This window comes from Coleofasciculus sp. LEGE 07092 (assembly GCF_015207375.1).
In the GTDB taxonomy this organism is placed as follows: Bacteria; Cyanobacteriota; Cyanobacteriia; order Cyanobacteriales; family Coleofasciculaceae; genus LEGE-07092.
The window spans coordinates 1-13,228 of sequence record NZ_JADEWY010000159.1 but is presented as its reverse complement, the minus strand read 5'-3'; the positions used below and the strand labels follow the sequence as shown (position 1 = coordinate 13,228).

At 46.9% G+C, this 13,228-nt stretch carries 7 protein-coding genes and 1 pseudogene; 3 read left to right on the top strand and 5 right to left on the bottom strand.

Annotated elements, in window-relative coordinates; genetic code table 11:
* Positions 1-49: 49 nt before the first annotated feature.
* The 4 genes and pseudogenes from IQ257_RS26080 to IQ257_RS26065 all read right to left on the bottom strand — a co-directional run.
* Complete coding sequence (locus IQ257_RS26080) at positions 50-934, bottom strand: DUF928 domain-containing protein (RefSeq protein WP_193879298.1); 885 nt, start codon at positions 932-934, stop codon at positions 50-52.
* A 159-nt stretch (positions 935-1,093) separates the two neighbouring features.
* Positions 1,094-3,025 (bottom strand): CHASE2 domain-containing protein, encoded by a 1,932-nt coding sequence (locus IQ257_RS26075; RefSeq protein WP_193879301.1) that lies wholly within the window; start codon positions 3,023-3,025, stop codon positions 1,094-1,096.
* A 148-nt stretch (positions 3,026-3,173) separates the two neighbouring features.
* Positions 3,174-5,441, bottom strand: a complete 2,268-nt coding sequence (locus IQ257_RS26070; RefSeq protein ID WP_193879304.1) for a filamentous hemagglutinin N-terminal domain-containing protein — start codon at positions 5,439-5,441, stop codon at positions 3,174-3,176.
* A gap of 858 nt (positions 5,442-6,299) precedes the next feature.
* Positions 6,300-6,416, bottom strand: a pseudogene (locus tag IQ257_RS26065) (DUF167 domain-containing protein); the annotation flags it as partial.
* Between the two features lie 162 nt (positions 6,417-6,578).
* On the opposite strand from IQ257_RS26065, the gene IQ257_RS26060 reads away from it, so the two are divergent.
* Positions 6,579-9,296, top strand: coding sequence for a cation-translocating P-type ATPase (locus IQ257_RS26060; protein ID WP_193879310.1), 2,718 nt, complete (start codon positions 6,579-6,581; stop codon positions 9,294-9,296).
* Positions 9,297-9,688: 392 nt separating this feature from the next.
* Positions 9,689-12,049, top strand: coding sequence for a transglycosylase SLT domain-containing protein (locus IQ257_RS26055; RefSeq protein ID WP_193933333.1), 2,361 nt, complete (start codon positions 9,689-9,691; stop codon positions 12,047-12,049).
* On the opposite strand, the gene IQ257_RS26050 is transcribed toward IQ257_RS26055, so the two are convergent.
* Positions 12,025-12,207 (bottom strand): hypothetical protein, encoded by a 183-nt coding sequence (locus tag IQ257_RS26050; protein WP_193879316.1) that lies wholly within the window; start codon positions 12,205-12,207, stop codon positions 12,025-12,027. The genes IQ257_RS26055 and IQ257_RS26050 overlap by 25 nt on opposite strands.
* A gap of 23 nt (positions 12,208-12,230) precedes the next feature.
* Here IQ257_RS26050 and IQ257_RS26045 point away from each other — a divergent pair, with 23 nt between their 5' ends.
* Positions 12,231-13,211: an ABC transporter ATP-binding protein gene (locus IQ257_RS26045; RefSeq protein WP_193933331.1), complete on the top strand. Its 981-nt coding sequence runs from the start codon at positions 12,231-12,233 to the stop codon at positions 13,209-13,211.
* Positions 13,212-13,228: the final 17 nt, after the last annotated feature.

The window sequence follows — 13,228 nt, the reverse complement described above, 5'->3', positions numbered from 1 at the left end:
CCAGCTCCCTAGCTCCCCAGCTCCCTAGCTCCCTAGCTCCCCATCTTTGTCAAAATTTGGCAAAACTCTGCTGCTCTTGTTCCGCTACATGAGTTAAGCCAACTTGCTCTAAAAGAGAGAAAAACTCATCGTTGATGGACATCTCGTTAGGATTAGCAGTCTTTGCCTCAGATAGGGCATGGATGGCATCATACCAAAGTCCCCACTGAGCATAGACCCAGGCGCGATTGCGCAGTGTTCTATCCGCAGGATTATTGTTGGAGGTTACTGCTGCCAATTGTTGCTCTAATTCGGGTGTTGGGGATATGCGCTCAATCCAGCTAATAAATAAAGGATTGGCAGAAGGGCGCTTTGAATTGCAGACTAGGGAAATAGACCATTTGTAGACCCGTCCGGTCAAGAGTTCGGGTTTGTCTTTGGGGAGTTCGATCTGCATCATCCCAACTTGGGGAGAGTCAATCTGTTTTTCAAACAGGGGTTGAGGTACTCCAAGTTCTACTAGGGTAAACTGCAGGGGTACTGAAATAGGTTGTGACAAGTACCAGGAAAAGGTGGGATGACCGGATAAAGTTTGTCCTGCATAATCCTTGGAAGGAATTAAGAGAGTGACCAAATCTCCTGGTAAAGATTTTTCACAACCACGGGCACCAGACCCTTGAGTGCGTCGTGGATTAGGGTTGAGTGGGGGAAAATATTGTTTTCGGGAGCGAGTGCTTTGACGGGCGATACTCTTCTGATAAACTTGCGTAAGTCTTGGAGTATTTGGCTCGGCGTTGGCAGGTAAACTAAACCAGTTAAATGGGATAGCTTGGGTAGTCTTCAATGACTCAAAAGAGTCAGGTTGGGGTGTGAATAAAACTCCGAGCAGTTGCAGGGACAAAATTGAGGTCATCCCGGCAATCATTGTTGTTAGTTGCTGGCGAGTAGTTTTCATAGAAGTAGGTTCTGTTTTTCAAAAGGATCTACAGAAGTGGGACGATTTCGATGCACCTACTCCAGCTATTGGAAATTGGGATTGACTAAATTTTGGATAAATTCTGACTTTTTTGTACAGAAGCTAATCCCTGCTTCAGCCGCTGTACAGGGTTCAAAGCTAATACAAAATTTGATAAACGACTGTTAGCTGGTCGCGACCTTTGAGCCTTGTCTGACCGATCGCTTTCGTGGGAAAGCTATTTTGGAGACGCTGGTAAGTTTCTTCATTAATTAAAATTCGACAAATTCCGCCATCTAAAGATTTGTCGTAACTTTCCAACCGAGCTGCCACGTTAACGCTATCTCCTAAAGTAGTGTAGTCAAATCGTTGGGAACTGCCCAAACTGCCTGTTACAACATTGCCTGTAGCAATTCCCACGCGCATTGCTGTTTGTGGATATCCCTGAATGTGCCACTGTTGATTGAGTGTCTCTAGCTTCTGTGCCATGGCTATAGCACAGTGGACTGCGGCGATCGCATCTTGAGCAATTTCTTCAGAAGTATTGCGTTCAATTGGTACACCAAACACAGCCATGACTGCATCTCCAATAAATTTATCCACAACACCCCCATGCTGAAGCACTAATCCAGCCATAGCATCCATGTACTCATTTAGCCAAACCATCACGGTTTCTGGTTCCATATGTTCGGCAACAGTACTAAAACCTTTTAGGTCTGAAAATAAAACTGTGGCAGTCATTTTTCGACCTCGTAGACGCCCTTCTTTAAGTAACTGATGGCGATCGCGCCAAATTGTTTCCGCAATTTGCTGGGTGACATGACGGCTAAACAAATTCATGACTGTTTGCCGTTCTTCACGCTCAACATTAGCAATGTAACCAGTGGTAGCTGTAGCGGCACCCAATAACGCTAGGGCTGAGGGAATCACAGGTATCCACCACCCTCCTATCAGGAAGGCTAAGTAGCTGCTACCCACTAAACCTGAAAGAGCTAGGACAAGGCTGATTACTGTCCAACGCGGCAATAACTTGGCAACACCTTCGGCATCTCGCAACACCCAACATAACGTTGCACCCGTAAAAGACCATAGAAAAATCCACAGCCCTTCTATTGGCTCCGACCACGTTTTAATCCCTGGTCTTCCGTCTAGTGCTGAACTGAGTAGATGGCTGATAATATTTGCTTGAACTTCTACTCCTGGTGTACGCTCCTGTGTGGCAATTTCATTGCCACTATAGGGCGTGTAGAAGAAATCGTTCAGACTTGTTGCCGTTGCTCCAATTAGAACAATGCGATCGCGCATTAAGTCTTTTGGTATCCGGTTGGCTAGCACCTCTGTCAGTGACACCCTACGAAAGCTACCTGCCGGACTCCTATAATTTAACAGAATTTGGTACCCGCCGTCATCTCCATTAATATAACCCCCATCATTAAATGTAAAAGGTCGCAACGTACCCTTTCCCAAATTAAAAATTGCGGAATTATTCTCTGAAGGTTGCGGATAAATATTGTAGTCTTGTAGATAAATTAAAGCCAGTCTGAGGCTAAAGGAAATAGTAGGTTGCTCATTCTTCGTCATGTACAGCAAAGCTCGACGCAGCTTACCATCAACATCGACCACCTGATTATTAAAGCCAACCTGATCCAGTTGGTTTAATACGGGTGGAGGAGGGACAGACGCACTGGGGTCTTGTTCCTGAATTTTCTCAATACCAATTAAATTAGGCGTGGTTTCAAAAACATTGACCAAGGCACTAGAACCGGGTTGGACAGGTAAATCCCGATAAAGATCAAGACCAATAGCTTTGGGATTTTGAGCCTTAATTTTTTCAATGAGTTGGGCAAGTACATCATCGGGAAGGGGCCACTGCCCAATTTGTTTTATATCTGCCTCGTTAATGCCGACAATGACAAGTCGTTCGTCAGTGGGTTCTAGGGGACGCCAGCGAAAGTACTGGTCGAACGTTGCCCATTCCCAAGGTTGCAACCAGCCAAAAAGCCGCAGTGCCAGAATGACTCCAGTAACACCCGGAGCAATCGTCCAGATTCCTCGTCCTTCCCAAATTTTTCGTCTTAGCTGTTTCCACATACACCTTTACTCCCTCAGTGGGAAGGTGGCAAGGTACAGTCGCTCCCAATCGTATCGGGATACGCTTTAATCTATATCGAGGGACTGTACATTATTCCAGTAAAAACCGCTAATATCAGTAAGATTCCTCGACTGTTAACTTTAAAGATTACTTCACATTGGGTGTGCTATAAGAGCAGATTAACTCCTCAGCCCCATTAGCGGCTATCAGCGCCGGAGCCTTACCCACCATGATACGTCCATCAGCAGTAACCGTCATTCCCTCTGCTTCCTGAATTGGGTTGCCTGGTTGCCAAGAATTTGGAGTTGGAGATGGGGGATTAGGTATTGTGAGTTGCTCAGAGGAAGCGGTTATGCCTTGAACTTGGGTAACAGAATACTGACCATTCATGGGATTGTAAGGATTGTTCGGTAAGCCACCTGTACCCGTAACAATGAAGCTGCCTTGTTCCTTGTGGCGATGGGTAAGGCAACTATCTGCAATCACTTGCTCTGGAGGGACAAAATTATCGGACAGTGACGAGAGAGAATTTTGATCCAAGCTTTGAAATGATACGGATAAGCTGCCAGTATCGCCACTCCCTAATGCTGCCACCGAAATATCTACTCGATCATTGCCGCGAAATGGCTCAAAAGAGCCTGGGTTGCGACCAACAGCCGTCGCGTTGCCACTTGAGAAGAGGTCGGCTAGAAACACGGGGGAAACAATCTGTATATCACCCCCCCTGCCATCAAAGGCATTTGCCAGAATGTCACTATCTTCTAGAGCGATAAAAATATCGGAGTTAATCGCAATATTGCCACCGCCACCAACACTCTCAAAAACACTGGAACTAATCAAGCTACTATTGCGTAGACGAATATCTTCGGCAGTAATGTTGATGTTGCCACCCCCCGCTTGAGTCGAGCTAGCCGTAATTTCAGCACCATCTTGAAGTCTCAAGTTATCGGTGGTAACTGTTAAATTTCCGGCATTGCCAGTTCCTGTACTGGAAACTTCTAAGGTGCTAGGAGCAACCTGACCATTAACATCCGTGCCAGTGCCAATAACGTCTACAGACTCTGAGGCGTTTATCGTTAAGGTTCCCCTCTGACCAGCGCCGGAGGTCGCTGCTGATATTCTTCCTCCATCTCGAAGAATCAGCCGCCCAGTGTTAATATTCAATTCTCCAGGATCTCCATTGGTTAAACTTTCAACAGTGATGGAACCACTAATTCCAGTAACTGGAGATCTATCACTGATTTCTACTGACTCCGAGGCATTGATAGTCAAGTTTCCACTCCCTCCTTTCACAGAACTAGAATTCTGGAAAGGGGGGAGAAAAACAGAGCTGGTGGATATTAATCCACCATCTTGGAGAATTAATCGCCGAGTTGTAATTCTCAAGCTTCCAGCATCCCCATCACCTATTGTGACGGTATTTAAGTTACTCGAAATTCCGTTGGCTGAAGTACCAAGCAGCTCTACTGACTCTGAGGCAGTGACTGAAACAGTTCCGGCTGATATCGATCCGAAAGTGGCAGACGAGATTTGTGAGCCATCGGTAAGCGTCACACGTCTGCCCTGTATCTGAATATCACCACTACCAACGAAAGAACTCTGATCAGTAACATCAATGACAGCTCCTTGAGATAGGTGGATATCTTGGAAGCTCTGGACGCCTTCATAGCTCAGAGTCAACTCTTGGTTGGTTGAATTTAGATTAACTAAACTATTACTACCAAAACTCCCTACCTCAATCCGTCCTCCTGGAGCGGTTAAATTACCACCCTCTAATCGTACTTCACCACCTACCAGTGCCAATGTTCTACTAGGCTGAAGTTCAAGTCCTGTCGGATTTTCACCATTTTCAATGTCTTCATTTGAAATGAATTGAGAGCGATTCACAATGCGTCCCACAGCGTCTCCGAATTGCAAACCCACCGGAACAGTGACACTTAGTAGAGGTGAGGTAGAGGTATTGTTAGCACTAAACTCTGAACCATCAGAAAACTTCAGGCTATTTGCCGTAGAAGCGACAAAAGAACCACCAATGTCTAGGGAGGCATTGGAACCAAAAACAATCCCATTGGGATTAAGAAGAAAAAGATTAGCCGTGCCGTTCGCTTTGAGAACGCCATCAAGGTTAGAGATTAAACCACCTGTCACACGGCTGAAGATGTTTTGGATATCCGGATCGTTGTTGAAGAAGGCTGACCCATTGGTGGGTATCGAAAACTCGTGAAAGCTATGGAAGAGATTGCCCCCCTTCACCGTTCCCCCCTCTATGGTGCAGACAGTACAGTTTGGAGGAACGATGGAATTAGTGGGGAGTGTATCGTCTGAGACAATTTGCGCTTGAACCGAGGCGACTGGAATTAGAAAGCAACAGGGAATAATCTGAACTAGCCAAAATAAGTGGGGGCGTCGTTGCATACAAGTACCTCAGAGTTAATAACAAGAGTCTAACAATTGACTACTTATTAGAGCTTGAAGCACCCGTGAATTCTGGGTAGACGCCTTCCCTACTATTTTGAACTATAATTATTGGCTACACCAGCTTTCCCGAATCTATATCATCACCAACAACATTTGTGACTTCCTACCCATATACAAGCTTGTGGTCTAGTAGAATCATCAATCCTATCTCTAGGAGTCACAAGCTGCTCTTGTCTAACTCTATTTTCAGAAGCGGAATCAGCAGACACAGTATCAGTGGCTCTAACTTGAGTAGGAAATGCTGTAGAAAAGGCTAACGAGAGAGCAAAAGTAGTAGATGCCAGAACTTTGGTAGACGCATTCATTTTCATGACTTAATTCCTCTGTGTAGATATAGAACCCTTTTGAGCGAGGCTTGTCCTCTTAGCAGCCCTGATGGTATGAACCTTGGAATGAACTGCTCTCTAATTAAAATTTAGCAGGAGAAATTAACGATTGGTTGCTATTTGCAAAAGCTTTATAAAGAACTTTACTCAATCTTCATAGTAAATCGAGGGCTTAATTTTTCTTCATAAAAAGATTATTAAGAGGGAGTCAAGCGGTCGGTAGCTACTGGGAGCCAGAGTTCGCTCTACATCAGCATTACGATAATCTCAACCGTTCCTTGCTCGGTTTGACTATTGAGTTTTGTTAAGCTTACTCATAAAATTTGTTTACACAAAAAAGTAGGTCAATTGGTAAAGAAAAATAAACCTCAACATGAAGCGATCGCGTTGAGTTACTGTCATACGAATTGACATACAAATTGTCATACAAATTGTCATACAAGCAATCTGCAAATTTGGAAAATATCTATTTATTTGCCTTACCATCCACTGGCGGTGACTTCAGATGCACCCTCAGCGTACCATCTGCCAATTCTTCTATAGTTTGGGTTTTGGAATTGGGCTTAACTTGGACTTGTTTCTTCATGAAGTTTTCAAGGGGATGTAGGCTAAAACCTACCATCTCTCCCACCTCCCCCAACCAACTCCCTATCCTGGGGATGAGGCAATCTCCTGAGCATTCCAGTAAAAAGCTACTATTGGGCGTTTACCCGATCAGGCTAACAGCGCATCATACCCAGGAGTAGTAATGGCAGAGCTTCCCGATAAGCCTTGGACACTTTCCGCTGAAGAAATTCTGCAAAAACTTGACGTTTCTGTTGATCAGGGACTTTCTGAATCAGACGTTGAGAATCGACGTAACCAGTACGGTGCCAACCGTTTGCAAGAGGCTAAAACCAGAAGTGCTTGGCAAATCCTGATCGAGCAGTTCAAAAGTCTGATCATTGGGATTTTAGCGGTTGCTGCTATTCTGTCCTTTCTCTTTCAGCAATGGATTGAAGGCATTGCGGTTCTCATTGCCATTGTGGTGAATACGACCATTGGTTTTATTACAGAGTATAGAGCGACCCGCTCAATGCAAGCACTGCAACAACTCAGTCGCACCACTACTAAGGTACGTCGCGGTGGGAAAGTGCAAGAAATCGCTTCAGAAGAACTGGTGCCAGGGGATATTGTTGTGCTTGATAGTGGGGATGTTGTTCCCGCCGATCTCCGTCCCATTGAAGCATCAAAACTGCAAGTGAACGAGTCCTCACTCACCGGTGAGTCGGTTCCTGTCAGCAAAACCCTCGAACCGATCAAAGAGGAAGAAGTTTCCCTGGCAGATCGCAAAAATATGCTTTATAAAGGCACTGCTCTCACCCGTGGTTCTGGGGAAGCAGTAGTTGTCGCAACTGGAATGAAGACTGAGTTGGGTCACATTTCAGAGTTGGCGGAAGAAGCCGGAACCGCAGAAAAAACACCTCTGGAAAAGCGACTCGACCAACTTGGACGTAAGTTAGTTTGGCTGACACTAGCCGTCGCGGTTGTGATTGCGATCGCAGGTATTATAGTCGGCAAAGACTTGTTCCTGATGGTAGAAATTGCGATCGCTCTGGCGGTAGCTGCCGTGCCGGAAGGATTACCCATCGTGGCTACAGTTGCTCTAGCACGGGGAATGTGGCGCATGGCGAAGCGCAACGCCCTGATTAACAAGCTTTCGGCTGTAGAAACCCTAGGAGCAACCAGCGTTATCTGTACTGATAAAACCGGAACCCTAACTGAAAACCGGATGACCGTAGCTCGGATAGCACTCGAATCTGGCGAAATCGAAATCACGGGGGAAGGCTTAGAACCCGAAGGACAGTTTAAACGAGAGGATAAAACCCTTAAGCCCTTGGAGAATCAGGTTCTCAAGGCAGCGCTAGAAGTCGGGATGCTGTGCAACAATGCAGCGTTACAACCAAAAGACTCGAATGAAAGCCGAGCGGTGGGCGACCCCATGGAAGTGGCATTTTTAGTCGTGGCGAAGAAAGCTGGACTTGAGCGAGAGGAGTTGCTCGAAAAAATGCCAGAAGTTCGGGAAGAAGCATTCGACCCCGACTTAAAAATGATGGCAACGGTTCATGAACTGGAGGGTAAGTATCGCTATGCTGTTAAAGGCGCACCGGAAGCCGTCCTTAATGCTTGTTCCCGCATCTTGACAGAATCAGACGAAAAACAGATGAGCGATCAAGACCGAAAACACTGGAAAGAACGGGGTAATCATCTTGCTGCCGACGGTTTGCGGATTCTAGGACTTGCACAAAAAACCATTGGATCAGAGGATGCCGAAGCCTATGAAGACCTGACGTTTTTAGGTGTGGTTGGCTTACTCGATCCACCACGCCAAGATGTGCGTTCTGCGATTGAGGAATGTCAAGATGCAGGCATTCGGGTGATTATGGTGACAGGCGACCAACCCGTAACGGCGCGAAATATCGGGTTAGCTGTAGGTTTAACCGATGATGAAAAGGCAGATGTCATTCAAGGTAAAGAACTCAAAAGCCCTGATGAACTCTCCCAAGACGAGCGTCAACGGATTGTACAGACTCCCATTCTGGCACGGGTCAGTCCTGAACAAAAGCTCAACCTGGTTACTCTCCATCAAGATACCAACGCCGTTGTTGCCATGACGGGGGATGGGGTGAATGATGCCCCTGCTTTGAGAAAAGCAGATATTGGCGTGGCAATGGGACAACGAGGAACCCAGGTGGCAAAGGAAGCGGCGGACATGGTGCTTCAGGATGATGCGTTTGCCAGCATTGTTGCAGCGGTGGAACAGGGACGGGCGATTTTTAATAACATCCGCAAGTTTACCGTCTATCTGCTTTCGGGTAACGTCGGCGAGATTATTGTGGTTGGGGTAGCCTCATTAATGAATGTTCCCTTACCGCTGCTGCCCTTGCAGATTTTGTATATTAACGTTGTCAATGATGCCTTTCCCGCACTGGCACTTGGTTTGGGTGAGGGAGATCCGTCTTTGATGTCGGAGCCTCCTCGCGATCCGAAGGAGGAGATTTTAGCTCGCCGCCATTGGTTAGCGATCGCAGGCTATGGTTTAGTCATTGCTGCTGCCCTTGGTGGCGCTTTTGCTCTGGCACTCCTCTGGCTGGGATTCGAGCAAAAGCAAGCCGTCACGGTTTCGTTTATGACCCTAGGCTTTACACGACTCTGGCACGTCTTTAATATGCGTGAGAATGACTCTAACATCCTCAAAAATGAGATTACCACAAATCCCTATGTCTGGGGAGCGCTAGCTTTATGTACAGGTTTGCTATTGATTGCTGTTTATGTTCCTTTTCTCTCTGCCGCACTGAGTACGGTTGATCCGGGTGTTAATGGTTGGCTTTTGATTATTGGGATGAGTTTTGTCCCGTTAGTCATTGGGCAAATTGTTAAGTTGTTTAAGGGAAAGAAACGGAGTTCTAAGAGAAAAACGGCTTGAGTTATTTACTCTGTAAGGATAGGTTAATTACAAACTTTTGACGAAATGTACTAGGGGCATGGTACGCCATGTTCCTACCTCTAGCTCATTTAACGGTTTATCCTGGGCTGCATAGTTTGAGCCAGTTGTCAATGCATAATCTCTAAGGTTGAAAATGGCGTATTGAAAATTTAAAATTCAACCCCAGTACCCTTTAAAATTCACAATTCCTTAGCAAGATTGGCGACAATTCCTACCATACTAGTTCTATCGTGATAAAATAGATTGCTATTTTTGTTTCAAATGAAGGGAATTACCAGAAATAAATTCAGAGGTTTGCTGTACAGTTGCCCAACCCGGCAATGCCATCACAGCCAAGATCTTAAGATGGATGTGCATCACCAGGAGGTTCTATGAGAAAGTCACGTCAGATTTTCGCCCCCCACAGTCTATCAAGACGCAGGCAGCGGCGAAAACAGATAGCCCTGGGTGTCGGTGTCGGACTGTGCGCCCTGGTACTTGGGAGTACTGTGGTGGTAAACAAGTACAACCATCCGTTAGGGCAATTGACAATTTGGTTGCCGTTCCTGGAAAACAACTCGATCGCACCAGAAGATCGTGGGAACTCGTCAAAAGTTCTACAACTAGCACCGCTATCGGCTAAGGAGCGGGCAGCGGAATTAGAAGCGATCGCTCAAGGCAAAAAATCTCTGGAGAGATCCCGTCCTCGCTATCTTTTGGCAGCAGACCTGATTGAGCAAAAGCAAGGAAAAAAGGCCCTGGGTTGGTTGGAGGGACTCGAGTGGGACTATCCTGTATTAGCAGGATATGTGATTCTTAAACGAGCCCAAGCCTATGAACAGGTAGGAGAGCAAGCCAAAGCACTGGCAGCGTGGCAGGATTTGGTGCAACACCACGCCAAGGAGCCAGTCGCCGCTAGAGGGTTGTACGCCCTCTTATCAGACGATTCTAAGTACCAGAAAACCGATATCGCGGTATCTCCCACCCACTCAGGGCTTCTGGGAAAAGTGCAGCTATTTTATGCCCCTTCACCTGACGATCCGAAATACTGGGAAAAGGCGATCGCGAACTATCCATCCCATCCCCTAATTCTGGAACTGGCACAACAGCGACTTAAAGAAGATGCCGCTCAACCTGATTTGATGCTATTAATGGCGAAATATGCCTTTGACTCGCCCGACGTTACCTTAACCCTTGATAAGTTAGTAGGTAACTACAGCCAAGTCACAGGCAAGGGCGACAAGCCGCTCATTCAGCCAAAGAATTGGGAAGCCATTGCCCTGGCATACTGGCTAGACCGAAAATACGGTCAAGCCAGTGATGCCTATGCCAACGCTGAATATACATCCCGTAATGCTTACCTAAAAGCTCTCGGACTGCAATACGCCCAGAAAACTGAAGAAGCCAAACGCGCCTACAAAAAGATGGTGCAGGATTTTCCTAAGGCAAAAGAAAGCTTCGATGCCTTAGTTGCCCTTGCCAAGCTTGAACCTGACATTGAAGCCGTACCACATCTTGACCAGGCTATCAAACAATTCCCCGACCGAGCAGGTGAAGCCCTCTTAGCCAAAGCAGAAACCCTCGACCGCCTTAAAAGTGACAAAGCGGCAGCCGAAACACGTAGATTGCTGCTCACAAACTATGGAGAGTCTGATGCTGCCGCCGCCTATCGCTGGCAGGAAGCCCAAGAAAAAGCGGCTGCCGGAGATACAGATGCCGCCTGGAAATGGGCGCAACAGATTACTAACGAAAACCCCAACAGTTTCCTAGCACGTCAGGCAGGCTTTTGGACAGGGAAATGGGCAAGTAAACTAGGGCGTCAGAAGGATGCCCAAGCTGCCTTCGAGCAAGTGATTACCAATCATCCGCAATCCTATTATGCGTGGCGATCTGCTGTGCAACTGGGTTGGGATGTAGGAGACTTTACCACAGTCCGTCAAGTCAATCCCAAAGTAGTACAACCTGAGGTTCGTCCAGTGTTGCCTGTTGGTTCTGAGGCGTTGAAAGAACTTTATCAGCTTGGTCAAGATCAAGAGGCTTGGACACTCTGGCAAGCAGAATTTCAAAACCGGATGGAGCCAACTGTCGCTGAACAATTCACCGATGGGTTAATGCGGATGGCGGTGGGTGACTACCTGACCGGAATTTCTAAAATTGCCAGTCTTGAGGATCGAGAGAAGCCTGAGGAGCAAGCTGAGTACCAGGAACTCCAAGCCAAACTTACCTACTGGCAAGCCCTGTATCCGCTGCCGTTTATGGAAGTGATCGAAACCTATTCTCAAAAGCGTGAGATCAACCCCCTGCTCGTGACGGCTTTGATTCGACAGGAGTCTCGATTTGAGACGGACATTCGTTCGGGAGCTGGTGCTGTGGGCTTGATGCAGGTGATGCCCAGTATGGGGGATCGAGTTGCAGAAAAAATCAATTTGAAAAACTATTCCCTCGAGAATCCTGAAGATAACGTCAAGCTGGGAACCTGGTTACTCCAACAGATTCATCAGAACCATAAAAATAACTCTTTACTGGCGGTTGCTAGCTACAATGCGGGTGAGGGAAACACGGCAAAATGGCTTCGGCAGAAAGGAGCCAGCGATCCAGATGAATTTGTAGAAGCGATTCCGTTTGAGGAAACCAGAGATTATGTCAAGCAGGTATTTGGCAATTACTGGAATTACTTGCGGGTGTATGACCCTCAAATTGCCCAACAAATTGCCAAGCATTCTGGCACTCAGTCTACTGCCATGAATCGTTGAGTCTTCTCCGTCGGTTCATCGTTGATAGCACAGTTATGAATGATGAATAAGGACGGAGGTGGGGTAGCTTCTGAGGTGACAGGCTCTGAGTAGAGCGATCGCTCCTCTTCTGAATTGCCAAAAAATCGGCAACATAGGAAATTAGGAGACTCAAACAAAATGAGTGAGCGCGTTGATAGGGATGGATTCTACTGCTGATTTGCCAGTTGCACTGACGACCTCTGACCAGATTGTGGCTGTACAAACTTCCCAACTACGGAAGGTGTATCGCACTGGCTTTTGGCTGAATCAAAAAATCGAGTCTCTCCAAAGCTGCACTCTCTCTGTCTATAAAGGGGAAACCTTTGGTTTGCTCGGACCGAATGGGGCGGGAAAAACTACCCTGTTGAAAACCTTGCTGGGAATTGTGCGTCCTACCGCCGGGCGGGGCTGGTTACTGGGAAAGCCCCTAGGCGATCGCTCAACCAAGCAACAGATTGGCTACCTGCCCGAAAATGCCTATTTTTATGACTATCTAACGGGGTGGGAATTTTTGCAGCTAGCTGCCGGACTGTTCCAAATTTCCAAAAGCATACAACAGCAGCGCATTCCCCAATTACTGGAGTTAGTCGGACTCTCGAAATCTGCCGCCAAAAAAAAGCAACTGCGGCAGTATTCTAAAGGAATGCTCCAGCGTATCGGTATGGCGCAAGCACTGATTAATGACCCAGAGCTGGTGTTTCTAGATGAGCCAATGTCGGGATTAGACCCAATGGGGCGCTACCAGATTCGCCAGATTATTCTCTCACTCAAAGGGCAAGGCAAGACTATTTTCTTCAACAGCCATATTTTATCGGACGTGGAAAAGATTTGCGATCGCATCGCTATCTTGGCAGAGGGGCAGTTAATTTGTACAGGTTCTTTAGACGAACTTTTGGGCGTTGCTAACCGCTACCAGGTTAGAGGCAAAGGCGGCAACTTAGACATTCTCAAGCGCTGGGTTGAAGGTTTGGCATTCGAGGAAGATTGCTGGTACGGCTACCTACAAGGAGAACCCCAAGAGTTTATCGCTAGCCTGCGACTCATGGGTGCTCATCTTATCGGTATCAATCTTGCCCGTTCCTCCTTAGAAGAGTTTTTCATGCAGCAATTGCAGCAACGGGGAATTACATCCAGTCACTAGGGTGTGGGGAGCGGGGG